The sequence below is a fragment of the Vallitalea maricola genome, assembly GCF_036985595.1.
GTDB classification, from domain to species: Bacteria; Bacillota; Clostridia; order Lachnospirales; family Vallitaleaceae; genus Vallitalea; species Vallitalea maricola.
In genome coordinates, this window is the sequence record NZ_BTPU01000097.1 from 20,157 (window position 1) to 45,868 (window position 25,712).

Annotated in this window: 23 protein-coding genes and 1 other annotated feature (1 of these 24 only partly in view); of the genes, 8 read left to right on the top strand and 15 right to left on the bottom strand. The window is 31.0% G+C overall.

Annotated elements, in window-relative coordinates:
- Positions 1 to 200, bottom strand: a binding site (T-box leader); it reaches 20 nt to the left of the window's first position.
- Between the two features lie 160 nt (positions 201 to 360).
- The 14 genes from AACQ14_RS21995 to AACQ14_RS22060 all read right to left on the bottom strand — a co-directional run bounded on the left by AACQ14_RS21995 (position 361) and on the right by AACQ14_RS22060 (position 21,012).
- Positions 361 to 1,101, bottom strand: a complete 741-nt coding sequence (locus tag AACQ14_RS21995) for a MarR family transcriptional regulator (protein ID WP_339365715.1) — start codon at positions 1,099 to 1,101, stop codon at positions 361 to 363.
- A 60-nt stretch (positions 1,102 to 1,161) separates the two neighbouring features.
- Entirely contained in the window at positions 1,162 to 2,517 is a 1,356-nt protein-coding gene (locus AACQ14_RS22000) for a sulfatase-like hydrolase/transferase (protein WP_339365716.1), read from the bottom strand.
- 142 nt (positions 2,518 to 2,659) lie between these two features.
- Complete coding sequence (locus tag AACQ14_RS22005) at positions 2,660 to 4,900, bottom strand: acetate--CoA ligase family protein (RefSeq protein WP_339365717.1); 2,241 nt, start codon at positions 4,898 to 4,900, stop codon at positions 2,660 to 2,662.
- A gap of 395 nt (positions 4,901 to 5,295) precedes the next feature.
- A complete protein-coding gene (locus tag AACQ14_RS22010; RefSeq protein ID WP_339365718.1) occupies positions 5,296 to 5,724 on the bottom strand; it encodes a DUF134 domain-containing protein in 429 nt (142 codons plus the stop codon).
- A 4-nt stretch (positions 5,725 to 5,728) separates the two neighbouring features.
- A complete protein-coding gene (locus AACQ14_RS22015) occupies positions 5,729 to 6,538 on the bottom strand; it encodes an Mrp/NBP35 family ATP-binding protein (protein ID WP_339365719.1) in 810 nt (269 codons plus the stop codon).
- 160 nt (positions 6,539 to 6,698) lie between these two features.
- Entirely contained in the window at positions 6,699 to 7,367 is a 669-nt protein-coding gene (locus AACQ14_RS22020) for a TetR/AcrR family transcriptional regulator (RefSeq protein WP_339365720.1), read from the bottom strand.
- Between the two features lie 6 nt (positions 7,368 to 7,373).
- Positions 7,374 to 10,484 carry a beta-galactosidase, LacZ type gene (gene lacZ, locus AACQ14_RS22025; protein WP_339365721.1) on the bottom strand — a complete coding sequence of 1,037 codons (3,111 nt, stop codon included), beginning with the start codon at positions 10,482 to 10,484 and terminating at the stop codon, positions 7,374 to 7,376.
- Between the two features lie 237 nt (positions 10,485 to 10,721).
- Positions 10,722 to 13,784 carry an immune inhibitor A domain-containing protein gene (locus tag AACQ14_RS22030; RefSeq protein ID WP_339365722.1) on the bottom strand — a complete coding sequence of 1,021 codons (3,063 nt, stop codon included), beginning with the start codon at positions 13,782 to 13,784 and terminating at the stop codon, positions 10,722 to 10,724.
- A gap of 564 nt (positions 13,785 to 14,348) precedes the next feature.
- Positions 14,349 to 14,816, bottom strand: coding sequence for a 2-C-methyl-D-erythritol 2,4-cyclodiphosphate synthase (gene ispF / locus AACQ14_RS22035; protein ID WP_339365723.1), 468 nt, complete (start codon positions 14,814 to 14,816; stop codon positions 14,349 to 14,351).
- Positions 14,817 to 14,834: 18 nt separating this feature from the next.
- The gene (locus tag AACQ14_RS22040) at positions 14,835 to 16,805 is read right to left on the bottom strand and encodes a fructose-1,6-bisphosphatase (protein WP_339365724.1); all 1,971 of its coding nucleotides are present in this window, start codon (positions 16,803 to 16,805) and stop codon (positions 14,835 to 14,837) included.
- Positions 16,806 to 17,079: 274 nt separating this feature from the next.
- Positions 17,080 to 17,448, bottom strand: coding sequence for a DUF1667 domain-containing protein (locus AACQ14_RS22045; protein ID WP_339365725.1), 369 nt, complete (start codon positions 17,446 to 17,448; stop codon positions 17,080 to 17,082).
- A gap of 29 nt (positions 17,449 to 17,477) precedes the next feature.
- Positions 17,478 to 18,743: an NAD(P)/FAD-dependent oxidoreductase gene (locus tag AACQ14_RS22050; RefSeq protein ID WP_339365726.1), complete on the bottom strand. Its 1,266-nt coding sequence runs from the start codon at positions 18,741 to 18,743 to the stop codon at positions 17,478 to 17,480.
- 58 nt (positions 18,744 to 18,801) lie between these two features.
- A complete protein-coding gene (locus AACQ14_RS22055; RefSeq protein WP_339365727.1) occupies positions 18,802 to 20,235 on the bottom strand; it encodes an NAD(P)/FAD-dependent oxidoreductase in 1,434 nt (477 codons plus the stop codon).
- A 213-nt stretch (positions 20,236 to 20,448) separates the two neighbouring features.
- On the bottom strand, positions 20,449 to 21,012 hold the full coding sequence (locus AACQ14_RS22060) for a glycerol-3-phosphate responsive antiterminator (RefSeq protein WP_339365728.1): 564 nt from the start codon (positions 21,010 to 21,012) through the stop codon (positions 20,449 to 20,451).
- A gap of 226 nt (positions 21,013 to 21,238) precedes the next feature.
- On the opposite strand from AACQ14_RS22060, the gene AACQ14_RS22065 reads away from it, so the two are divergent.
- The 8 genes from AACQ14_RS22065 to AACQ14_RS22100 all read left to right on the top strand — a co-directional run bounded on the left by AACQ14_RS22065 (position 21,239) and on the right by AACQ14_RS22100 (position 25,443).
- Positions 21,239 to 21,718 (top strand): Na+/H+ antiporter subunit E, encoded by a 480-nt coding sequence (locus AACQ14_RS22065; RefSeq protein WP_339365729.1) that lies wholly within the window; start codon positions 21,239 to 21,241, stop codon positions 21,716 to 21,718.
- Positions 21,719 to 21,840: 122 nt separating this feature from the next.
- Positions 21,841 to 21,969 (top strand): MrpF/PhaF family protein, encoded by a 129-nt coding sequence (locus tag AACQ14_RS24780; RefSeq protein ID WP_353514030.1) that lies wholly within the window; start codon positions 21,841 to 21,843, stop codon positions 21,967 to 21,969.
- Complete coding sequence (locus AACQ14_RS22075) at positions 21,969 to 22,265, top strand: monovalent cation/H(+) antiporter subunit G (protein WP_339365731.1); 297 nt, start codon at positions 21,969 to 21,971, stop codon at positions 22,263 to 22,265. The genes AACQ14_RS24780 and AACQ14_RS22075 overlap by 1 nt, the downstream gene beginning before the upstream one ends.
- Positions 22,265 to 22,804, top strand: coding sequence for a DUF4040 domain-containing protein (locus AACQ14_RS22080; RefSeq protein ID WP_339365732.1), 540 nt, complete (start codon positions 22,265 to 22,267; stop codon positions 22,802 to 22,804). Before AACQ14_RS22075 ends, AACQ14_RS22080 begins: the two co-directional genes overlap by 1 nt.
- Positions 22,801 to 23,058, top strand: coding sequence for a hydrogen gas-evolving membrane-bound hydrogenase subunit E (mbhE, locus tag AACQ14_RS22085; RefSeq protein WP_339365733.1), 258 nt, complete (start codon positions 22,801 to 22,803; stop codon positions 23,056 to 23,058). Before AACQ14_RS22080 ends, mbhE begins: the two co-directional genes overlap by 4 nt.
- A gap of 11 nt (positions 23,059 to 23,069) precedes the next feature.
- Complete coding sequence (locus AACQ14_RS22090) at positions 23,070 to 23,456, top strand: MnhB domain-containing protein (protein WP_339365734.1); 387 nt, start codon at positions 23,070 to 23,072, stop codon at positions 23,454 to 23,456.
- 23 nt (positions 23,457 to 23,479) lie between these two features.
- Positions 23,480 to 23,833, top strand: a complete 354-nt coding sequence (locus AACQ14_RS22095) for a cation:proton antiporter subunit C (protein WP_339365735.1) — start codon at positions 23,480 to 23,482, stop codon at positions 23,831 to 23,833.
- Positions 23,830 to 25,443 carry a complex I subunit 5 family protein gene (locus AACQ14_RS22100; protein ID WP_339365736.1) on the top strand — a complete coding sequence of 538 codons (1,614 nt, stop codon included), beginning with the start codon at positions 23,830 to 23,832 and terminating at the stop codon, positions 25,441 to 25,443. Before AACQ14_RS22095 ends, AACQ14_RS22100 begins: the two co-directional genes overlap by 4 nt.
- 32 nt (positions 25,444 to 25,475) lie before the next feature.
- On the opposite strand, the gene AACQ14_RS22105 is transcribed toward AACQ14_RS22100, so the two are convergent.
- Complete coding sequence (locus AACQ14_RS22105) at positions 25,476 to 25,706, bottom strand: hypothetical protein (protein ID WP_339365737.1); 231 nt, start codon at positions 25,704 to 25,706, stop codon at positions 25,476 to 25,478.
- Positions 25,707 to 25,712: the final 6 nt, after the last annotated feature.

Sequence of the window (25,712 nt, forward strand, 5' to 3'; positions counted from 1 at the left end):
GCGGTTCCACTCTTCTTGAATAAATATACTTATTCCAACTTCAGGCTGTATAACGGTCAGCACCGTACCCAGCTACTACTAATTCACTGGACAAGCTCAAGGATGCACTTCATTCAACTTCACTTAAGGAATGCTCTCAGCCGGTGACACTCCATCTCTTTTAAGATTCATTTAACTACTCTTCCTATCAAAGCTTCTAATATTATATGTTCTATATTCTTTTTTATGATTAACTAAACCTAGGTTGTCTATTAATTACTATTATTATATGTTGTGTTTTAATTTTTGTTAACTTAATAATATATTACCTTTATTAATTAGTCAAGCATAAATTTATTATCTTTTTATGGTAAGGGATAATTATAAATCTAAACCTTCCACCGCTTTTTTCATATCATTGATTACATCTTCAATAGAGATATCCTTAAGATTTTCTTTGTTTGAACCAGAGCATAGTGCACCTATTAATTTGCCATTTGATAAGAAAACAGGAACAGCAAATCTCCTGCCATTAAAAAACCAGCCTTTATCATCCACATGTTTTTCTAAATCAGCCTCAACAATTAATTTATCAATATCTTTTCTATCAACTACATTCATATTACGAGAGGGATCAGCATATGACTTTTCTATTAATTCTTCTTGTTTCTCTTTCTCCTGCTCAGCTATATATAAAATCCCCCATGGAAAGTTCATTAAGTCATAATGGGTATTTCCAACTTCCAGCATACCTAGATTTGATGACTCAATTATCTTATAGATTACGGTGGCTTTATCTTTGTCCAATGATGTCAACAATACAGTTATACCATACTTTTCATTTATCTCTTTCATACTATTATGCAATTTTTGTATTATTTTATTCCAAAAAGTTTCTTGGTTGGATAGATTTAAAAACTTTATACCAAGGGTATATTTACTATTTTGGTCTTTAGCAAGATATTCCTTGTCTATTAAGACTTTTATAAGCCGGTTGACTGTAGTGGCATGTAAATTCATCTTTTCTTTTAGCTCATTAAATCCTATGGCTCCTTCCCTTGCTATTATTTCAAGTATGGTTAAACCTCTTGTTAATGCTGGAGCTACACTCTTTTGTTCCATTATATAGTCACCTCTGATTATTTTTTCAATAGTACATATAGGATTATTATATAATAATTTTTATTTTTTTGCAGGTAAAATTACTGGTTCTTCTTCATTAGCCTCTTTCATCCTCTTAATCAATCTATTAGCCAATTCTTTTCTGACTTTAACATAAGCTGGGTCTTTAACAAGGTTTGTCAATTCACATGGGTCTTTTTCCAAATCATATAAAAAAGTTTCAACGTATGTATCACTATGGGAATCTAAATCTCCTGATTTATCTGGTGCAGTAATACAATATTTCCATTTATCTGTTCTTATTGCTCTGCCCAATTGACTCTCACTAATCTGTAAAAACACTTCTTGTTGCCACTTGACATCTTCGCCATCTACTATTTGTTGAATTGGGTATCCTTGTATATCATTAGGTCGTTCAATTCCTGCACACTTAAGGATTGTAGCTGGCAGATCAATTAAGCTTACCAGTTCTTTAATAACTTTGCCCCCTCTGAACCCTGGACCATTAAGAATCAATGGAATCCTTATTGCACTTTCATGACAACTTCGTTTATATTCCTTGTTTCTTGTTCTAAAATGTGAACCGTGGTCACTAGTATATATAATAAGAGTATCTTCTTCCAATTCTAACTCTCTTAATTTCTTCCGTATTCTTCCTACATTCTCATCAAGACTTGCACAACACCCTAGATAATCTGGATAATTCTCTTCCCAATCACCTTTTTCAGTATTACAAGCCAAGTCTTTTGGTGGTACATAATCTTTGAATCTTTCTTTGGATCCATCAGGACCTTCATATTGGTTACGATCATTCTGATGATGTGGTTCAATGTATGATGTAAATAAGAAAAATGGTTTTTCCCCAGTATAACCATCCAAATAGTCAAGTACAAAATCTGTCGTAGCATCTACTCTATAGCCTTTAAACTCTACTTTTTCCATATCTTTGAACATATAACCATCATAACCGTGTGAAGTAAATTCAAGTACATCTGCAGCTACCCAATAATCTTTATATCCCCCTCTTCTTTCAGGAGGGATAGCTGTTGTTTCATAATTACATACTTTACCAATATCCTCATTGGAATCATATCCAGTGGAAGCCAAATGCCACTTACCTACATATCCCACCTCATAACCAGATTGTGATAAGTATCTAGGAACTGTTTTTGCATCTAATGGTAAAGCTATAGCATTACGATAACAACCAGTTTCTGTGGCATATTTACCAGTTTGTAAACAGGCTCTTGCAGGACCACAAACAGGCTGACATGTAAAGGCATTTTCTATTCTTACTCCATCCTTAGCTAAATCATCCAGATTAGGGGTTATATTTAGTGGCTGTCCATAACATCCAACTGTATCCCATCTCTGTTGATCTGAAAAAATGAATAAAATATTTGGTTTTCTCTTCATAATATCGCTCCTTAGTATCATATATGTAACTATTAATAATTTATTTGTAACTTTATTATACTATACTATTATTTAATGTCAATAAGAGCATAAAAAAAAGAGGTATAATATCTACCTCTTAATTTTATAAATTAAACATATATTATTTTTTGATTCCTGTATTATAAGATACAAAAGTATCCAATGCTTTTACTGATGATCTTATATCATCGTATACAGCTACTTTACCTTCTTCCATGATTGATACGAAGTCACGATAAAACTTACCAGCATTAACAGATACTGTAATAGGTTTATTGTATTTTTTAACTAACCTTACAAGGGAATTAGCCAAACTGTCATCATCATAACATGCGTTAGGCAAAGCTCTCAAATCATTTGCATGGGGTACAATACTTACAAACATAGCATCTACAGCATCGTCTTGAATTATAGCTTCTATATATTTAGCGTATAAAACATCTTCTGTCATTGGAGTTACATCAATTATTGAAGAAGACGTATCTATAAGTCCATGATAGTTAAGCTGCTTTAATTTTTCGTTAGTTTCTTCACTAAGAGTTGCTAACTCCAAGTTACCTAATTCATCAGCTGCTATAGTAGCTTCAAAGCCTGCGTTAACCACACCTGCTACTTTTCTTCCTTTTACTTTTTTGTCAGCAAGTAAAGAAAAGGCTTTTATACAATCATAATATGTTTTTATATCATCAATTAGAATGACTCCTGCTTGCTCACATACAGCCTTAAACACATCGTAATCACCTGTCATAGCGGCAGTGTGAGAAGCTGCTGCCTTTGCTCCTGCATCTGTCTTACCAGATTTATATATGATGATTGGTTTATCTATGTCTTTTGCTAATTCATAGAATTTTCTTCCTTCACCTTGGTCAAAACCTTCAACATAAAGGGCTATATTGCTGATATCTTCTTTTGGAGCAAAATACTTGATTAGATCAACAATCTTGACATCATATTTATTACCGAAGCTGACTACTGATTTAAATATTTTCAAATGGCTAAATTTATCAATAAGAGTAAGAGCCATACCACCGCTTTGAGTTAAAAATACAGTATTACTTTCTTCACATGTATTTAATTCCAATCTTTCTTCATCAATGAATAATGTATTAACTCCTGGATTTTTGTCATCATCTCCATAGAAAACACCCATACAGTTTGGTCCAATGACCCTGACATCTTCTGGTATTACTTTTGACAGATTTTCCTTGAATTCATCATAGTTCATATCAGAAGGAATACCTGGGATGAGCACTACTGATTTTGGTATATTGGTCTTCATTTCTTCAAAGAATGAGAAAACATATTTTGCTTTAGCTACATAAACAGCTAATTCAGTTTCAACTGGTATTTCGTCTATACTTTTATATAGCCGATATTCTTTATCACCAATAACGGTTTTTCCACCTTTTATATTAACGAAATATATATCTTCTCTACCAAGATCATGTAAGAGTTTAGCTATTTCTCTACCCATGCTGTGTTTATCTGGATTTGCTGAAACACCAATAACAGCTATTCCTTTTGGATTAAAGAATGGTTCGATATTATTCACATTAGCTTCTTTCATTACCTCTTTATTGTCTTCCACTTTTTCAAATTGTGCAAATCCATCTACAGCTATAAATCTATTATCTTTTGTTATGACAAAAGGATTAATGTCAAGAGCTTTCACAATATACTTTGTCTTCTCTTTGCAAGCATTAGAATAGTGAAAAGCAAATGAACTTATTAAACTTGCTGCTTTTGCCATTAATTCTAGATATTCTTCATGACCAATATCTTTGAATTTATGACAAATGTTCAAATCATTAACAAGCTCTAAGGCTTTATTATACCTGAAAGGAGGAAGAAATAGATTAGCAGGATCATAATATTTAGCGAAAAATTCTGCATCATCTCCACCTTTTGTAAATGTTATTACTGGACCGAATGATGAATCATCTTTTGAACCAATAAGTACTTCATATCCTATACTTTGTGTATGAGGAATGAATTCTACAATTAAGAAGCCTTCAATATTTGGTTCTTGTTCAAAATGTGAAAGAACCTCTTTGCGCATTTTATCCAATACATAACCTACATATAATGTTTCATGATTCTTTACTACTTTTACCCCACCTAATTTTTGTTTATGGGAAATATCTGATGAAACAATTTTAACTACAATATCACGACCAAATTTTTCTAACATCTTTTCAGTCAAGTCATTTGAATTCTTTACAAATACGAATTTTGGAACATCAAGTCCTATGCTCTTTAAAATCATATATACTTCATGTTCGTATAGAGTCTTTCTTCCATTTTCATAAGCATTATCAAATATATTATTGATTATGCTCATTGATTCTACTGAAATATTCATTTAACCACCCCGCATAGTATTTATGGGGTTGTCTTAAAACACAGATATTATAATATATTTTAAGACAGCACCATATTCGTTTTTTACTATAATTTAGTAAGCATCCATTATATAAGACAGATTCACCTAAATCTTATCCATCATATATATCAAGTTCTATTTATGTTCATAGTAAGGTAAAATATTACATTGCTATTATATCAAAAAGCAATTTATAATAAAAGTGAAAGGGAAATTAATTTTATTTTATAAAGATTATTTTACGATTAATAAACTTTTTTAAGTGGTCGAAGCGGAAATTAGAGTTATTACGGTATTATTGGTGCAGAAAAAAGGAACTGTATTATTACAGTCCCTTAATATATATTTTAGGTGGTTGAATTATTGCTAGCATACTATTTGTTTATTCTGTTACATATTTGTTGCTTCTTTTTACAATATATGTTGGTTGATTTACATTTAGGGCATTGGGCTGATTTTGTAAAGTCAAACTCATATTCATGATTACAATCTTTACAGATCACTTTACATTTTTTAGTGCAATAAATGCCTCCAGTAATATTTATTGCCATACCACTAGTCAAAGCTTTAGTAACTTTTTGCCTAGCACTATCAATAATATTTTGGAAAGTTTGTCTTGAGACATGCATTTTTTCTGCACATTTTTCTTGATTTAATTTCTCGATATCCTTCAGTCTCATAGCCTCTAATTCTTCTATATTCAGAATAATTTCTTCCAACTCCTGGTCAGATTTGCCTCTAGGCTTAAAATAGGTATACTCAGGAAAAAAGTCTACTTTTCTACACTTTTTTGGTCTTGGCATACGATTATTCTTTAATTATTCCATCAGTTATTTTTTCGAACATCTTAGCTATTTCATCTGACTTATTAATACCATCTCTTGCAATTTCCTTAGTCATTGGTAGTTCACCTAATAATTTAATACCCATTTTATCTAAGAATTCCTCTGTATTACCTTCAAACATTTTAATTGTTTTACCACAATCTGGACATTTGATATAACTCATGTTTTCAATGACACCTATAACATCTACGTCCATTTTCTTAGTCATATTGATTGCTTTTTCTACAATCATAGATACCATATCATGAGGTACAGAAACCATTACAACACCTGTAATAGGCATTACCTGCATAACTGTAAGTGCTACATCACCAGTTCCTGGTGGCAAGTCAACTACTAGATAATCCAAGTCTTCCCATAGTACGTCTGTCCAAAATTGTTTTACTGTTCCAGAGATGATTGGACCTCTCCAGATAACAGGTGTATTTTCTTCATCAATCAAGAAGTTGAGTGACATAACTTTTAATCCATTTTCAGCAATAACTGGTAAAATACCTGTCTCAAGAACTGCTGCTCTTTTATCTTGTAGACCTAATAATCTAGGGATACTTGGTCCAGTTATATCTGCATCCAACAATCCTACTTTATATCCTTTTCTAACTAAGTCGTTAGCAAGCATTACAGATACTGTAGATTTACCTACTCCACCTTTTCCACTCATAACTCCTATAATATTTTTCACATTATTAATAGGATTATTTTCTACCATACAATTTTCTTTTTTGCTATCACTGCAATTACCTTTTGATGAGCATGTATCACATGATGCCACTTTAAATCACTCCTATCATTATATTTACTTTTATATTAAAAATTACAAATGTTCTGCTTTTGAACTCTTTTTGGCATTATATAACTATAAATATCTGTCTTTTTATAGCATATGCCAATAAAAATATACACCTTTTTTTGTCTATTGTCAATTAAATATTTTATGCCTTTAACCCTTCTAAAAACAAGGATAATTGGAGAGTAATCATTTTCCTGGATTCTTCTTTGGACATGTCCAGGCTTTTATGTCTTCTGAATACTCTTTGGGCTAGACTTAACCAAGAATCTCCTATTGTGTTAGCTGTCAAATGAGGGTCTATATAATCTTTTATGGACCCGTCTTCAATACCTTGTTTCAATATTTCAGTTAAATACCATGTTGCTTGTTTAATAGTGTCATAGAACTCATCTCTCAAGGATGAATTAATTTCATTAGTTTTGACATTGTAGTCATATATACCTGTAAAAATAATTGTATCTTTAAAATTATCAATGTTATTATCTATGATACTAAAATATTGTTTCAGCTTATTATAACCATTACCACATAATTTCGGCATTGCTTCTTCCATTATCCTATTATACTCTCTAATTAGACACATATCAATTATAGTTGTAATCTCTTCTTTATTTTTAAAGTACTCATATAATGTTTTTCTGCTTATGCCTGATTCCTTAGCTATCCTAGCCATAGTTGTATCTCTAAAACCTTCACTTAAAAATAATTCTAGTGATGCATTTACAATTCTATTTCTTGTCATATCTCTTTTATCTAATTTTTCATCGTTGTATAACTCATCAACTCTCATTAAAATTTCCCTTTCTGCCATATAAACTTATTGAATCAGCTTAAGTGGAGTGATAATAAAACCATAATAATATTTTTTATATGGTAATAATTTATAAGGCTCTTTTAGATATGCCATAGCAGGTATATCTCCTCCAACCCCTCTTTGACCATAATCAATATTTATTGTATTGAAATCTCTTCTAGGTAATTTATAGCTATGTGTTGTTTCCTCTAAATCCTTCATGGTATAAGGCCACATACTCATATTTATAAACTCTCCCGTTATATCCATAATCTTAATGCCTTCTTGATGTTTGTTAGTTATCTTAGCCCATCTTATATCAGTACGATTTCCATTTTCTTGTGGTACCAAATAGTCATGAATCAAAGCCTCGCAAGGTGCACTATAGACACCAACCATTGCACTTTCCTTCCTATCTACATATGATTCGTGAAAGCCTCTGCCATACCAAGTCATGATATTATAATCCCTTTTGACAGCCATCTGCATTCCAAATCTTACCATTCCCTTAAGAGGAATAATACTATTTTCTACTTTAACTGTTCCATCAGAATAAAAAGTATATGTAGTTGTTAATCCATCTTCAGTACTGAATACTCTTGACTTGACAATAACTCTTACATTATCATCTTCCTCATTAATAACAATATTTTCTACCTTCCTATTATCAGTAGCCTTTTTCCACCTCTGACCTATATTCATTCTTTTTAGGATTGGAAATATATCTTTTAATGTATAGAACATGTCATTATCAATTGGTGCTCTCCAAAAATTAGGTTTTAATTCTTCACATAATAATTCTTTATTATTATACATAAGTGAATTTATTCCACCACTTTTCTTATTTAAGATTGCATGGAATTTATCATTGTATAAAATTATTTCATTTATATTATTTTTAGTGACTATACTCTCACTGCTATTATTGATTTTATGGTTTTTAATAAGAGTTACATTGTTGAACCTTATTTGAGACCATGAAATAACCTCTTCAGCATCCATCCAAGCAGTTTTATCTTTTAATAGGAACCTTGCATTCATGTAATATTCCTTGTGTTTTTTGAATTCATGGTTATTGTAATTCAGTTGTATTTGTTTAATTTCATTAGGCAGAATATTATCTACGTTAACCTCACCTTTTAATATTACATAACCATCCTCTATTATTTCCCAGACTAATTTTACAAATGATAAATCAATGAAATTATATTTGTTTCTTATATTAACTACACCTTTTTGTACATCTACATCTTCTACATCAATATTTTGGTAAACTTTCTTTACTTCATAGAGAGCAGGATGAGGAGTCCTATCTGCTGCTACAATACCATTACCGCAGAAATTATAATCATTGGGATAGTCTCTGAAATCTCCTCCATATGTCCATATATCTTTACCCTCTATAGATTTTTTACGTATGCTTTGGTCAGAAAAATCCCAAATGAAACCTCCTATACATCTTTCATATTTCTCAAAAGCTTCCATATACTCTTTGAAATTCCCAAGACTGTTACCCATACAATGGGCATATTCACAAAGTAAGAATGGTTTGTTCTTATACATTTCTGGTGTTACTTTATGACCTAGCAAACCTGTGTTTTCACCTACTCCAACTCGTACACCCTTATTCTGTCCAATTTTATTGACCTGCTGTGTGGTAGCATACATCATACTAAATACATCAGTATATTCTAATTTATGATCCCCTTCATAGTGAATTGGTCTTGTAGTATCAATTTTCAGGGTAGCCTCTCTCATCTTTTTGAAGATGTTTCCTGTTCCAGCTTCATTTCCAAGAGACCAAAAAATTATGCAGGGATGATTCTTATCTCTTTCAACCATTCTTTCCATTCTATCAACACAGGGCTTAATCCATTCTCTTCTGCTACCTGGAATTTTATTTCGGATGCCATGGGTTTCTAAGTTGCATTCGTCCATAACATACATGCCATAGATATCACATAACTCATAGAACCATTGATTATTAGGGTAATGGGAAGTACGAATGGCATTGACATTATTGGCTTTCAATAGTCGTATATCTTCTTCAGTCCTAGCATATGGTACTGCGTGACCATAATCTGGATGAAATTCATGGCGATTAACTCCTTTAATAAGCACAGATTTTCCATTTATATATAGCCCATTATTTTTTATTTCGATTTTACGAAATCCAAATTGGCAATAACGAATATCTATCTGATTATGATTATTATCCAACAAACTTACAATAACCTTATATAGATTAGGTGTTTCTGCTGTCCATTTATGAGGATTGCTCAACTTACCTGTAAATCTAAGCAGGTCCCCATCAACATATTTTGTATCAAAATAAACTTCACGTTGTCCATTATCAAAAACTTTCACTTCAACCAGTTGTTGCTGATTATAATGCTCACATGCTACCTTAGTATCAATAATTATTGTAGCATCTTGATAATCATTATCCAAATCACAATGAACGTAAAAATCTTTTATTTCTTCTTTAGGTCTGCTTATCAAATCCACATCTCTAAATATACCTGATAACCGCCACATGTCTTGATCTTCTAAATAGCTCCCATCACACCATCTATAAACCTCTACAGCTAAATCATTTTCCCCAAGTTCTACATATGAGGTAATATTAAATTCAGCAGGCGTGAAAGACCCTTGGGAATAACCTACCTTCTGTCCATTGACCCAAAGATAAAAAGCTGAGTTAACACCTGAAAAGTTGATGAAAACATTTCTTTCCAACCATTCTTCATCAATGCTAAACTTTCTTTTATATGCTCCTACTGGGTTATATTCAGTACTTATATTTGGTATATTTTTTAATTTAATACTGGTAGGATATCTTGTATTGAGATACATGGGCTTTCCATACCCTTTTAATTGCCAATTTGAAGGCACTTCAATCTTTTCCCATTTATGTACATCATATTCACTTCTATAAAAATCAGCCTCACGGTCAGAAGGTTCGGCAACCCATTTAAAATACCATCTTCCATTTAAACTCTGCTTCCATCTGGATTCCTTATCATTCATAATTTCCTCAATATTGTCGTAAGGCAAGGCGACAATATGTGGTAGCTCTTTGTTAACCCCAATTACTTCTACATTATTCCATTCAACCTCCATTTTCCCTTTCATAAATACCTCCTAATTTGAAATAATCTATATTATTATAGCCTCCTTGGTACAAAGAAGGCTTAGTTTTCAATCATTCTATAAGACCATCATTAGGATAAGGTAACACTTGTTACCTTCATATAATAAATGTATAACTATCTAGGAAACTAGTCAAGGGAAATCAGTAAATTTCTAACTAAAATATTAAAAAAAAACACCATAACCAGCATTTGCCAGTTATAGTGTTTTAGTTTTAAATTATTCTAACGCTCCATCTATATTTACTGTATATGTTCCACTGTTACCAGTATGTTTATATACTTTCAAATAATATTTACCAGGGTCAGCTTCGTAAGAGCCTCTCAGTATATTTCCTCCAGTATCAGGATAGTCTACGTAATTATTTCGATCAGATTCTTTAAAAAGAAGCCAATTAAATCCCATATTACCATCCCCTGTCACAGTTATGTTGATTGTGTCATGAGATATGACGTCAAAATAGTAGTAATCTTCATTGTCTCCTTCTGAATATGCTGCTGATACCATTTGATTATTCCCAATTGGTCCATTTGCATCTGAAAAAGTATTATTTGGTTCAGTTTCATTAGTTATATGGACATTGCTGCTATCTGAAACTACCATTACTTTAAAACTGGTAGTTACTCCTCCTAATTTTGCTGTAATTGTTGCGTTGCCTTCTGTTATTCCAGTTACTGCACCTTGGCTGTCTACGTTTGCAATAGAATCATCTGAACTTGACCATTCCACCTTGTTCAGATCACCCTCTGAAGCATTATTTCCGTTATCAAGAGTACCTATCAATCCAAAACCTAGACTAGTATTTTCTTCAACTACAGCTATCATTTCTAAGCTTTTAACATATGATGTTGAACCTGATATGTTTCCAGAACTTAAATCAACTCCATAGTCATGTACTTCTGAATTATAGATTGCCTTCATACCACCTTGAGAATCTTCAAGAGCAATAAAGTTAACTCTCCAATCAAAATTATCAGCGAATATTTCATCACTAAGTGTTCCTACATACTTACCATCTTGAAGCTCCAACTGAACAACTTTTTCATCTTCATTCTCACCAATATATCCTATATATCCTTTAGTACCTAACTCTCCACTAGCTTCTACGATAACCAAATCATTTAATATCTCCACATCTGTTACTTGTTCTAATGCAATACGTACATTTTGTATTTTTATATCTTTAGGTTCAGCTCTTTGTGGCACTACATTATTAACATTCATAATATGGATCTTTGCTTCACTTCTATCTGCATTTTCTTCTGTTACTAGAATCTTGATGCCATGTTGTGGTAGAATCAAACCACCTGCAGGATTACCATGACTAGAATAATCTCTGCTATCATTAAATATAGGATATATGGTATTAGTATTTACATCTATGGTTTGAACTTCATTCCATTGAATAAAATACTCTGCTCCATTTCTCAAACTAAATGCTGCATCATGCATCTGATATTCTACTTTGTCAACATTCATTTCTGGCTTATTTGGATATTTCCATATGACAGGTTCTTGATCGGCATCAACTATCCCCACTGAAACATGCCCTGGGTTAGCTTCTCCATCTTGAGAAAGTCTGTCTAATGTACCGTAAGTTCTATCAATATACCATATGAGAAGTCCTGGATCGTATGGGGTGGTATCAGAATAATAATAAGATTGTTTTAATCCTTCATCTGAACCATCTTGATTACGCCATTCAATCAAGTAATAATTTTCCGCTATGAAAACACCATTACTCTCTTCAAATCCATCAAGTGCAAATCTTAACTCGCCCTCAGCATCATCAAAGAATACTTCTTCATCATTCACTGTGATTCTAATATCATCCACAAAGAGTCCAGTTCCTTGAGTATTTCCGTCTGTACCATAGCCTATTCTTAGATCTATTTTCTTTCCTGCATAGTCACTAATATCAAATATTCCATCTACCCAATTACCACCAGAGTTTCCTGTTATACCATGACCAGGATTTCTTAAGAAGTCACCCTCGTCTATGTTTGGATTCTCAGTAGTTGTTATATTACCCTCAATTGCTGTCCATTCTTCGGTACCTTCTTCTCTAACCTGTACATAGGCATAATCCCAATCTTCTTCAATATCATATTGCGTCTTGAATTTTAATTGTATATTTTTATTGGCATCTACAGTAAAATCTAAATTAGTTGTCATGTAATGGTAAGCAGCATCTTCTTTTCCACCATAATAAGTGTTATCTCCACTATATGGCTCTACTATAGTGGTCACCTTATCTGGCAAGTCTATTCTTACAGCATCTGTACCTGACTTTTGTGAACTGGCTGCTATTAATGTTACATCCATACCTTCAGAACCGACATCATCCAGGTCAATTCTATTTTGCCTTTGCCAATCTCCTCCATGATCTTTTTGAAGCTGTTCTCTACAATATGCACCATAACCCACTGTCATAGAACCTATTGGATATCCTGCATATGACCCTCCAGCCATAGTAGTCCAGTTTTGGACAGGTTCTGAATTACCATATAAATCTGGAAGTCCTAATGAATGCCCATATTCATGACTTATAAGTCCAACTGGTGCATCCTGTTCAACCATGACAAAATCTTCAAATTTATATGTGTTCCCGTTGGTATCAACTACTTCGTAAGGTGATTTATCTTCTCTATAACCAGATAAACTGGATTGAAAAGGCCATATTGCAGCTTCTGCACCAATTGATCCACCACTGAACCATTCTTCTCCTTTTCCTGCATGAACAAGAATAACTGTATCAATTAATCCATCTGGCTCATAATAATTTCCATCATTATCATAATCAGCTTTATCAATAACGTCATAATCAGCTAAGTTAATGCTAGTATCCTTAGAAACAGCATCTGCTCCCTCTTCCACCAACCAGCTTGCTTCTTTTTGGCTGTTTCCATAGTGAATTGCATTGTTTTTAGCTGTATACCATCCAGCTACACCTCCATTTACAGAATACTGCTCTCTTGACTCAAGCTTAAAATACTTATTCATTGTTATAAAATATTTATTATCCTTACCCTTATATGTTTCTGATCCAAATAACATGTCCTGATAATATGCTGCCTCATAATTATCACTGTAAGATAAAATGTCCCCTTCTACTTCTCTGTCTAGAAAGTCTGAATATCTGTAATCAGGAAAGTCAATAAGAATTACCAATGGTTTTGCCTCAACTGGTCCTTGATCCAAAAGTGCAGCATTAACATGAGATGCAAATAATCCCACCAATAAAACAGTTGTAAACATAAAACATAACAATTTTTTAATCATTAAATTTCTCCTTTATTTATTTAATATTAATTTTTGTAGATTAAAAATGTCTAAACTGTTCAGCATATATCAAGCCTGTTAAATGAATTCCTCCTTTCCTGAAAAGTAATAAATTACTTGTAACTACTCTAATATAAAAAAATCTGTGTAAGGATATATAAACTATTTGAGACAATATCTATTAGAGCAGTTCCCTCAAACAGAGTAATTTATCATTATCAAAATAATCAATACAATAATATATTCACTATCAATCTGATTCTTATCTTCCTTTTAATATTATTAAGTTTTATTTCACAAAAAATAATCATTTGTTATAATCAAGTTATATATGCAAATTTATCTAAATAATATACATTTCTGAATTATATCATAACAGAAAATTATATATTTTTATATGACCTATTTATACACTTATGGTACATATTTCTTTTTTATTATAAAACCGTTAGTATATTAAATATTTTTTTTTATTATTTGATTTAGTATCAATTATTTTTGGCATAAAAAAAGCTGATATAATATTTATACCAGCTAATCTATAATAAACTTTTATTATTAAATTTATTTCAGTAAACAAATAGCCTGTGAAGCTATCCCTAGTCCTTCTCCTGTAAATCCTAAGCCTTCTTCTGTAGTTGCTTTTATATTTATATTTTCTATTTCAATATCTAGAACATCTGCTATATTGGTCCTCATTTCATCTATATAATCAGCCATCTTAGGACGTTGAGCAATAATGGTTGAATCTATGTTTATTATACTATATCCTTCACTAGTAAGTAACTCTTTTACTTGTGCCATTAATTTTAGACTGGATATTGATTTGTATTTATTATCTGTATCAGGGAAATGCTTACCTATATCTCCCTTACCCATTGCTCCCAGCAAAGCGTCCATAATCGCATGAACCAGAACATCTGCATCAGAATGTCCAAGTAAACCTTTCTCGTATGGAATTTCAACACCTCCGAGAATCAATTTTCTATCTTCGACTAATCTATGTACATCATAACCCATGCCAATTTTCATTAGTAACACTCCTTTTGTCTATTTTTCTTTTATTATACCTTTATGATATGCTTGAAGAAGCATCTTCAATCCGATAATCTCCTTCTTCAATTCTTTACCTATATCCGTATTCTTTACTCTTAACCTTTTACTGTTCTTTTCTAATATCTGATACGAAGATACAATGTCTTTTTCATTATCAATTGCTTTTTTCTTAGATTCAAATTTCTCATGAGCAACCATAAGAAGACCATATGAATTATATATGAGTGTGTATCCTGCTATACCTGTTATATGTTGATAAGCTTCTGATAAACCTCCGTCTATAACTAATAATTTACCCTTTGCTTTTATTGGACTTTCGCCTTTTTTTACTTCCACAGGAACATGACCATTAATAATATGAGAATTATCTTCACTTATACCAAATTCCTGTAATATCTCTCTACATTTATCCTCACTGTCCCTATATCTATAATAACTATTTTTATCCTCTTTTTTGATAGCTTTGTCATTAAGGAAATATCTTTCAAAAGTAGCCATTTTATTTTTACCGAACAATGGTGAATTAGGTCCAGTCCATAGATACCAGAAATAATCAATATTGTTAAGTTCATTATTATCATTAAAATAATACTCTCTAATTAACATTTCAATCTTATCAATAAGTTCTTTACCACTATAGCTTTTACCATCTATGGTAACTTTATTGAATACTCCTTTTTTATCCATAGGAATGCAACCATGAAATAGTAAATTAGAGTTATATGTTAGGTACATACTACCCTTTGAGAACAAGAATCTTGTATGCTTCTGCAATTTTTCATTGTTTTTATAAGATAGTCTTAATTTTTCCATTACATCTTTTTCTTCAATAGTTAAATCATATGGATTTTTGGGATTAATAGTTGGAAAATAGTTATCTGAGAGTTTATAAGTCTTATCAGCTATTTTGATTATGCCTTTTTCAAAATCTATCATATTAAGTAATAGCCTGTCATTCATTATAAAATTAGGATTTCTTTGTATTATCTTGCCCTCTAATTTGAATTGTATTATAGATATTGCTTTATGGATTTTTTTAATAATATTGATTTCCTTACAGGTGTATGCACTTTTATCAGATACCACCAAATCAAAATTGTCACAAGTATCATCTTTATAATATTCCATGGCAAAAGTGGCCAGAGGTAATAGATTAATACCATAACCTTCTTCAATAGTATTCAGATTACCATATCTAGCTGATATCCTTATTGTACTAGCAATACAAGCTAACGAACCAGCTGCTGCTCCCATCCATAGAATATCATGATTACCCCACTGAATATCTATAGAATGATGCTTCATCAATTTGTCAAGTATTATATGTGCTCCAGGTCCTCTATCATATATATCACCAATTATATGAAGTCTATCAATAGCCAACCTTTGTATTACTCTACAAATAGCTATCATGAAATTATCTGCTCGGTTGATTTCAATTATTGTATTAATTATTCCATCATAATACTCCTGTTTATTGACTTCTCTTTGTTGTTCATGGAGCAATTCCTCAATGATATACTCAAAATCTTTTGGAAGGGCTTTTCTTACCTTTGACCTAGTATATTTTGAAGATATTTCTCTACATACCAAAACCAGCCTATGAAGTGTTATCTCATACCATTCAAGCAAGTTCTCTTCTTCGTTTTTTACTTTTTCTAGTATCTGTTCTGGATAATATATCAACATTGCCAACCGTCTTTTTTCATGCTCTCTAATGGTATTGTCGAATATATAATCGATTTTTCTTCTTATAACACCTGATGCATTATTAAGTACGTGTATAAAAGCTTCGTATTCTCCATGTATATCAGAAAGATAATGTTCTGTTCCTTTTGGTAAGTTAAGTATAGCTTCAAGATTAATAACTTCCGTACATGCTGAATTAATAGTGGGGTACTGTTTAGACAACTGTTTTATGTACTGTATGTTGTTGTTGATTTCTTGATCCCAATAATTATTCATAATACACCCTTCTTTATAATTTTTAATATATTTTTTTTAGCATATAATCAATTTTAATATTTACTGTCCATTTAATTACATACTTGATTATACAATAAAATTATTATTCAATCTATAAATATAGTAAAAGTATTGAAAAAAGAACAAAAAATAGGAATCAATTTATTAAAATAAAAAAATAAAACATATTATATACCTTAGTAAAGTATATAATATGTTTTACCACTTATATATATAAGTTGAATTAAATAATTGCTATAGCACCAGTAATTATTTAATTTGCTTTATCTGCATCTCTAGTCAGTACTATGTTAACTCCTTTTACTATATCTTTAATAGCGATATCCCCTACTTTCATAGGAGCCTCTAAAACAACTTTATTTATTTCTTTCATACAATCAAATAGTGATTCTTTTGGTAATGGCTTGTCAGACTTAACTGATACAAGAGGATTCTTGCCATTACGCATTCTCATAGTAGTTGTCAATATTCTAGTAGGATGAGTACATTCTGCTATAGCATATGCTTCTCCTCTTTTACAAGTGTTCCCTTCAACATTTATAATTTTACCTTCTTCCAATGTAACTGTTAAATTACAACCAATTGGACAGGCAATACATACCAACTTTCTCTCTTCACTCATGCTAATACCTCCATTTCAATAATAAAGAATTACTGTTTTTCCAACATAACTACTAAATCTTCGCCTTCTGCCATGGCATCTAATATTTTATTAGTTAATTTTATACTTTCCATTTCTCCAGGAGCTACCTTAGGTCTTTTTTTAGAATAGATAACCTTACCTTTTGATTTTAATACTATATTAACATTCTTCTTAACATCTACTACTCTAAAATAGAGCTTATTCTCATCTTGAACTAATTCTTTATTAATTAAATGTGGAACTACATATCTAATACCCTCACCAGCAATTGTCTTGATTGTATCTTCTTGTTTTATTTTTTTGTTATCGCTAATATATCTAGCGGCACATCTTCCTGCTAATCTACTTTCAGCAGTAACAAAATCCACTAAGTCATGAACATGAACTACATTACCACAAGCAAATACACCTTCTACAGATGTTTCCATAGATTCTGTAACAACAGGACCTGATGTGACTCTATCCATTTTTATACCTAATTCATGTGAAAGCTCATTTTCAGGAATTAGTCCAACTGATAACAATAGAGTATCACAGGATACGTACTCATATGTTTCTTTTATCGGCTTTCTATTTTGATCAACCTTAGCTATGGTTATACCCTCTAAGCGTTCTTTTCCATGAATATTAATAACTGTATGACTTAATTTGAGAGGAATATCATAATCATCAAGACATTGTACAATATTTCTTGTCAAACCTCCTGAATAAGGAAGCAACTCACATACCATCTTGACTTTGGCACCCTCTAAAGTCATTCTTCTAGCCATAATAAGTCCAATATCTCCTGAACCTAATATTACTACTTCTTTTCCAGGAAGGTATCCTTCCATATTAACGAAACGTTGTGCAGCTCCTGCTGTATATATACCAGCTGGTCTTAGACCAGGTATATTAAGTGCTCCCCTTGTTCTCTCTCTACATCCCATAGCAAGTACAATAGCTTTGGCCTTTATATTAAGAAGTCCGTCTGAAGAATTTACTACTGTAACAACTTTATCTTTACTAATATTTAATACCATGGTTTTTAGTTTGAAATGAATTCCTAACTTTCCTACTTCTTTTGCAAATCTATCTGCATATTCTGGTCCAGTTAGCTCTTCTCCAAATATATGAAGACCAAACCCATTATGAATACATTGTTGTAAAATTCCACCTAACTCATTATCTCTTTCAATAATCAGAATGTCATTAATACCATTCTTATATGCCTCAATTGCAGCAGCCATACCTGCTGGTCCTCCACCAATTACAACTAAATCAACTGTGTTCATATGTTATTCACCTCATTTTAGTATTATTATTCATTATTTACTTATTATATCTATAAATCTATTTTGTCTTACCTACAAGTACTTTAGATTTTCCACCCATTTTCGTTACTTGCTCTTTAGGTATATTAAGTTCTCTTGCAATAATATCTACAACCCTTGGAGTACAGAAACCGCCTTGACATCTACCCATACCTGCTCTTGTTCTTCTTTTTACAGCATCTAAATTCGAAGCTCCAATAGAACGGTGAATACAATCAACTATTTCACCTTCGGTGATAGTCTCACAACGGCATATTATATTTCCATATAGAGGATTTTTCTTAATTAATTCATCTCTTTCACTTTCATCCATTTCACGGAATCTATAAACAGGCTTTCTAGTACTAATGTAATCATCTTTTTCCTTTAACTCGATATCCATAGACTTAAGAATTTCCATAACATATTCACTTATGGCTGGAGCAGCTGACAGTCCTGGGGACTCTATACCAGCCACATTAATAAGCCCATCTATTTTTTCTGATTTTTCAATAACAAAGTCTCCTACAGATGATGAAGCTCTAAGACCTGCAAAAGATGTTATCACATCCCTAGTATTAACTGATGGTATAGACTTAACTGCTCCTTTAATAACTTTATCTAAACCTATACTAGTTGTAGAAATGTCGTCTTTATCTAAGATATTTTCAGCTGTTGGTCCAAGTAGTAAGTTTCCATCAACAGTTGGTGTAACCAATATACCTTTACCCATTACAGTAGGTGGCTGAAAAATAACTTTGTACACTACATTTCCTTGTCTCTTATCAAGTAATAGATATTCCCCTTTTCTAGGATTAATCTTAAAACTGTCATCTCCTGCCATAGCTGAAATATCATCACTGAAAAGACCTGCTGCATTTATTACATACTTGCTTACTATTTTACCTCTAGTAGTATCAAGTTCAAAATTATCATCTACTTTATTAATATCTTTTATGGCACAGTCTAAAATTAATTCAACTCCATTGTCAACAGCATTTTCAGCTACTGCAAGGGTTAATTCATAAGGACATACAATACCAGCAGTAGGAGCATGTAATGCACCAATTACCTTATCTGACATATTAGGTTCCATTTCCCTAACTTCTTCTTTAGTTAATATCTTCAAATCAGGCACATTGTTTTTGATACCATAATCATATAAGGTATTAATCTGTTCCATATCATTTTCATCAAAAGCTATTACAAAAGAACCGATTCTTTTAAAAGGCACATATAATTCTTTTGCAATGTCACCCATCATTTCATTCCCTCTTACATTGAGCTTAGCCTTTAAACTACCAGGTTTTGCGTCATAACCTGCATGAACAATTGCACTATTTGCTTTACTAGTACCCATAGCAACGTCTGATTCCTTATCCAGTAGACATACCTTTAAATTATACTTAGATAATTGTCGTGCTATTAGCGAACCAGTAACTCCTGCACCTATAATACTAATATCATAAATCATATCAAGACCTCCATTATATTATTAATGTAATTAAATAATAAGAAACACACAAAAAAAGCCACGCATAAATAGAGCTAACTCTATTTAAATGTGACTCCTATTCTCCTACATTTAAACTTAACTAATTGTATGGAACTTATTTAATTAATTTAATATCTGATTTCATTATACTACAAATGCTGATAAAATGGAAGAGCAAAATAAAAAATCCTACTACAAATCCCACAAATCAGTCTTTCCTACAGATACACCTAATGCTCCTACTTTTAGAACAGATATTATATCCTCTTTTGTATCTATTAACCCTCCCGCAATAATAGGAACAGATAGTTTATTACTTAATTTTTGGATTGTAGCAGGTATAGTACCTGGCATAACTTCAATCATATGAGGTCTAACAGCTTTTACTGTTTTAACTGTTGTTTTAAAGGATAAACTGTCTATCAAAAAAAATCTTTGAATGGTGAATAATCCTTTATCTCTTGCATACTTTATGTGATTGCTTCTAGTACTGATTATACCGTCGGGCTTTATTATCTGTGATATGTAATCTATAGCTTTGTTGTCTTTACCCATTCCTTCAATCATATCCATATGAACAAATACCGTTTTATTACTTAATTTTATTTTATGTACCAGCTCCTTAAGATTAAAGATATCTGAATATAATAAAAAAATAGTAGAAACCGAAGATTCTAGAGCTTTTTCAATATCATCTCTGTCTCTTATAGCTGCTATAATAGGATTTTCTTCAATTGAACTAATAATATTATTCATCTTAACCACCAATCGTATGCGTATTAAATATAATTATAATTTTTCTCAATATAACACATTAATATTATTATGTAAAGTTTTCAGCGATGATAGCTAAAATATATAATTTATATATTTTAATTAGCTAAAAAATAAAAGTGAATAATTATTATAATTTTTTAAATTATATTGTAAATGATAATGCTTTTTGTTATTATAATAGTATCTTAAATGAAGGAGGAATAGTTTGAAATATATTATCAACCACAAAATCTTTATTTTATTTCTTACAGTAATTTGGTGCATTCTATGTGGCAGTTTTTCAATACTTACAGTAGCTCAAGGGTTTCTTTTTTCATCTTTTGCTGTTTTTATAAGTTGTCATATACCAGGAGGTGCACAATTTCTCCACAGTATAAATATATCTTTTTTTATGTTCATTAGATTTATCTTTATACTATTCATTGATATTTATTCATCAACATTTAGTATATTCAAGTTAATATTTACTTCAAATATTAGTCCTAGACTAGTACCTATTAAGACAACGTTAAACAACGAATGGTCAATATTTTTTTTAGCTAATGCAATAACTCTAACTCCGGGGACTGTTACGGTTAACAGAAAAGGTAATAAGCTATTGATATTAACTACATATCCTGAAAAATCTGATAAAATTATAAATAAGGAACTTGTGAAAGCACTAAGAAAAGGAGTGAAACATTGATTTATTATTTATTTTCGTTTTTGTTAGTATTATCTATATTAAGTATAGTAATAATAATTAAAGGTCCAACTATTTGGGATAGACTTTTGGGACTTAATCTGTTTTCAGCAAAAATAATACTATTGATACTTCTCTTTTCAATTTTATTTAATCTACCGTATTTACTTGATATCGCTATAGTATATACATTACTAGGTTTTATCGGCATAATATTCATTTCAAGATTTGTAAAAGGAAAGGGGAAAATTTAATGCTTATTACTATTGGATATATTATTATATCTATTGGTCTTATATTCATGCTAATAGGATTTATAGGACTTTTTAAATACAAGAATTTTTATTCCAGGGTATTAGTATCTTCTGTTATTGATACCGCTTCATTCATAACTATTACTATAGGTATTATTTTCATAAAAGGCTTTAGCTTCTTCAGCCTCAAAACAGTACTTATACTTTTGCTTATGCTTTTTTTGAACCCTTTAGCGACACATACTATTGCTAGAGGAGCATATACTAGCGGCCTGCGGATAGGAGATGATGACTAATGCTAGAAGTTACATTGATACTATTAGTGGTATTAGCTGTTCTCTCTGTTCAAACTAATACACTTAGAAGAGCAATTGTATATTTATGTGTTTTTTCATTACTCTGTTCTTTTTGCTATCTATTATACCAAGCACCAGATGTTGCTATTGCCGAAGCTGTTATAGGTTGTACACTATCAACTATCATATATCTGGTTGCATTAAATAAATATAAAGTTTTCAGAGTATATTATATTATTGAAAAACCCAAAGATACTATTTCCATCATACAAAAAAATGCTTTGTGTAAAACATTAGGTAACTACTCCTATGAAAAAGAACTTGAACTTGATATTGTCATATCAGATAAAAGCATTGAAGAAATAGTTAATGATTACCCCTACGATGTAATTGTACAGCATAATGTAACCAGCACAACTATTTATGGTGATAAATCAAATTATCATTTTGATGATTTAATTAGCTATATTGATATAAACAGCAGCATTAATGTTAATCATGATTACATTGTTGAAGATGAAGGAGATTCGTTATTATGAGAAGAAAATCAATAGCTATATATTTGATATTACTTTTTTTCCTGTGTATATCTTTTGATATCATACCCATAGATAACGCCACTGATGTACTCCACTATTACATTAAAAATAGCTATAGAGAGACTGGCAGTATTAATGTCGTTACATCAATATACTTGAATTATAGAGTATTCGATACAATATTTGAAACTTTACTATTATTGATAAGTATTATAGGTATAATCTACTTCTCTAGACATGAAGGAGATTATTAAGGAGGTAGGTTATGAGAAGCAGATCTGAACTTCTTATGAAATCGTTGGGAGTATTGTACCCCATCATATTTTTATTTGGTATATATATTACAATAAATGGTCATAGCACTCCTGGTGGTGGTTTTCAAGGTGGTGCAATTATCAGCTCAACATTTATAATTCAATATATTATAAATCCTGAATTAGAAGTGTCATTATCAAGATTACAAAAAATCGAGAAAATCCTTTTTCTCTGTATCATATTAATCGTAACCATATTTGTAATTCATTTAAATGGAAGCTCTATTCTACTAGTCAACGAAATATATCTTATAGTCATGAACATCTTGATTGCGACTAAAGTTTATTGTGGTCTAAGTATAATTTTCTTTAGATTTGTACTTTTTGAAAGTAGATAATATGGAAAAAGGAGGTTTGTGATATGAATAATATAATAAATGGTGAAACTATAGGTATAGCATTATTTTTTATAGGTATGTACGGTCTTTTGGCTCGACGTAATATAATAAAGACAATTATTTCTATGGGAATTATTCAATCTGGCATAATTCTATTTTTTCTAACAATAAATTATACAAATAATTCTATCCCACCTATTGGTGAAAATATAGAAAAAGTTACTTCTGACCCATTACCTCAAGCTTTGATGATTACAGCAGTTGTAATAGGTATTTCTATAACAGCAGTTAGTCTCACTATGTTCATCACACTATATCACCGTTATGGTACAACCAACTGGTACAAAGCTACTAAAAAAAGAGGAGAGAATATATGATACAACTATATTTTTTTATTTTACTACCAATTATAATTGCATCAATATCCTATCTATTCAAAACTAAATACAATAAGCTTTTGATACTAATATCTCAACTAATTCTTTTTGTATGTAGTGTTATTAATTTTACCTATATAAAAAGTAATAGTCCAATAACCAGTATTATAGGCAACTATAAAGCTGGTGTAGGTATTGCACTAAAGGCTGATATTATATCTTCTGTTTTTGTTATGCTTACAATATTCCTCTTCACATGTATGATAATATATAATTTTAGAAAGCACTATATGAATAATTTGTTTTTATTTTTATTTTTGATACTTCAAGGTTTGATAAATGGTATTTTCCTATCAATGGATCTATTTAATCTATATGTTCTTATAGAAGTATCAACTATTGTTGTTAGTATCCTTATTATGTTCAAAAAAGATAGTAGGTCAATATATGACGGCATGCTGTATCTACTTATAAATATCGTAGCTATGACTTTTTTTCTCATAGGTACTGGATACATATACAAAATTTTTGGTTCTCTGGATATTACAATCATCCAGGATAGAATGGTTAAAGTTACCGATATAAAATCATTGATACTACCTTATAGCTTAATCATAACTGCTATAAGCCTAAAATCAGCAGTTATGCCATTATTCAGCTGGCTGCCTAGAGCTCATGGAACCCACTCATCCCCTTCAATTGTTTCAGCTATATTATCAGGGTTATATGTTAAATGTGGAGTTTATCTATTTTTTAGAATTCAGGATATGTTTTCTCCTGCATTTGATACAAGTACCATATTCCTTATTATGGGATTTTTGACTGCTGTAGTCGGATTTATTTTTGCATTATCTCAAATAGACATAAAACTAATTCTTTCTTATCATACTATAAGTCAAATTGGTCTCATTATTTTTGGTTTGAGTCTTAATAACACATATAGTTACTGGGGCAGTATTTATCATATCATTAACCATGCGATTTTTAAATCGGTATTATTTTTAACAGCAGGTATTATTATTGAAGAATATGAAACTAGGGATATACGTCAGATTAGAGGCGTCTTCAAGCGGATGCCTTTTGTTAGTATTTTTACTTTTATGGCTATACTAGGTATAACTGGAGCTCCTTTTTTCAACGGTAGTATCTCTAAATATCTAATCCAAAAAGGTAGTTACAGCGGTTTACTGGATTATGGATTAATACTTATTAATCTTGGTACTATTTTATCTTTTGTAAAGTATCTTAGCATGTTCAAGGGTTCTTATGATGGTAAAAAATATTCACCATCTTTCAATCAAAAAATAGCAATATCCCTACTAGGAACTTTATGTTTCTTAGGAGGTATACTGGGTATTAGGTTAATAAAATTCCTTTTTAATGTAAATCTACATATAACAGTAGATGGATATTTCATAAAAAGCTTACTATATATAGTTAGTATTATAATTGGTTTATTGTTCTACCGTTTCTTGTATAAAAAAATAAAGTTATTCAGTAATATTAGAGAAATCAACTTAACTTTTAATCAAATTTGCTTAACTATAACCATTTATTTCTCAATAATTTTAACTACTATGTTAATACTTCAAAAATGTAATTATATATGATTAAAAGGCGGATAAACATATCCACCTTTTAATCATAACCATATAAAATATATAAATAAAAATATAAGGAGAATTCCTGCAGCATAAATCATAATAATAGGCAATATAGCTTCAAAAACACCTATCATAGCAGCCCATCTTTCTCTTCTATTAAGTGAAACTCTTACTTTACTTGATACTTTGCTCCTTTTCCTATACCATGGCATACCAGGAACATTCATATCAGCAATAGTAATATCATTGTCATTAAACTGCTCTTTCATATGTAT

What these genes read in the sequence shown, in the direction of transcription:
- AACQ14_RS22045 (WP_339365725.1), bottom strand. Translation starts at nt 17,448, where the DNA reads ATGAGTGAAGAGAGAAAGTTGGTATGTATTGCCTGTCCAATTGGTTGT.
- AACQ14_RS22030 (WP_339365722.1), bottom strand. Translation starts at nt 13,784, where the DNA reads ATGATTAAAAAATTGTTATGTTTTATGTTTACAACTGTTTTATTGGTG.
- AACQ14_RS22100 (WP_339365736.1), top strand. Translation starts at nt 23,830, where the DNA reads ATGATACAACTATATTTTTTTATTTTACTACCAATTATAATTGCATCA.
- AACQ14_RS22020 (WP_339365720.1), bottom strand. Translation starts at nt 7,367, where the DNA reads ATGGCAGAAAGGGAAATTTTAATGAGAGTTGATGAGTTATACAACGAT.
- AACQ14_RS22050 (WP_339365726.1), bottom strand. Translation starts at nt 18,743, where the DNA reads ATGAACACAGTTGATTTAGTTGTAATTGGTGGAGGACCAGCAGGTATG.
- mbhE (WP_339365733.1), top strand. Translation starts at nt 22,801, where the DNA reads ATGAGAAGAAAATCAATAGCTATATATTTGATATTACTTTTTTTCCTG.
- AACQ14_RS22055 (WP_339365727.1), bottom strand. Translation starts at nt 20,235, where the DNA reads ATGATTTATGATATTAGTATTATAGGTGCAGGAGTTACTGGTTCGCTA.
- AACQ14_RS22000 (WP_339365716.1), bottom strand. Translation starts at nt 2,517, where the DNA reads ATGAAGAGAAAACCAAATATTTTATTCATTTTTTCAGATCAACAGAGA.
- AACQ14_RS22080 (WP_339365732.1), top strand. Translation starts at nt 22,265, where the DNA reads ATGCTAGAAGTTACATTGATACTATTAGTGGTATTAGCTGTTCTCTCT.
- lacZ (WP_339365721.1), bottom strand. Translation starts at nt 10,484, where the DNA reads ATGAAAGGGAAAATGGAGGTTGAATGGAATAATGTAGAAGTAATTGGG.
- AACQ14_RS22010 (WP_339365718.1), bottom strand. Translation starts at nt 5,724, where the DNA reads ATGCCAAGACCAAAAAAGTGTAGAAAAGTAGACTTTTTTCCTGAGTAT.
- AACQ14_RS22075 (WP_339365731.1), top strand. Translation starts at nt 21,969, where the DNA reads ATGCTTATTACTATTGGATATATTATTATATCTATTGGTCTTATATTC.
- AACQ14_RS22040 (WP_339365724.1), bottom strand. Translation starts at nt 16,805, where the DNA reads ATGAATAATTATTGGGATCAAGAAATCAACAACAACATACAGTACATA.
- AACQ14_RS21995 (WP_339365715.1), bottom strand. Translation starts at nt 1,101, where the DNA reads ATGGAACAAAAGAGTGTAGCTCCAGCATTAACAAGAGGTTTAACCATA.
- AACQ14_RS22005 (WP_339365717.1), bottom strand. Translation starts at nt 4,900, where the DNA reads ATGAATATTTCAGTAGAATCAATGAGCATAATCAATAATATATTTGAT.
- ispF (WP_339365723.1), bottom strand. Translation starts at nt 14,816, where the DNA reads ATGAAAATTGGCATGGGTTATGATGTACATAGATTAGTCGAAGATAGA.
- AACQ14_RS22060 (WP_339365728.1), bottom strand. Translation starts at nt 21,012, where the DNA reads ATGAATAATATTATTAGTTCAATTGAAGAAAATCCTATTATAGCAGCT.
- AACQ14_RS22095 (WP_339365735.1), top strand. Translation starts at nt 23,480, where the DNA reads ATGAATAATATAATAAATGGTGAAACTATAGGTATAGCATTATTTTTT.
- AACQ14_RS22105 (WP_339365737.1), bottom strand. Translation starts at nt 25,706, where the DNA reads ATGAAAGAGCAGTTTAATGACAATGATATTACTATTGCTGATATGAAT.
- AACQ14_RS22090 (WP_339365734.1), top strand. Translation starts at nt 23,070, where the DNA reads ATGAGAAGCAGATCTGAACTTCTTATGAAATCGTTGGGAGTATTGTAC.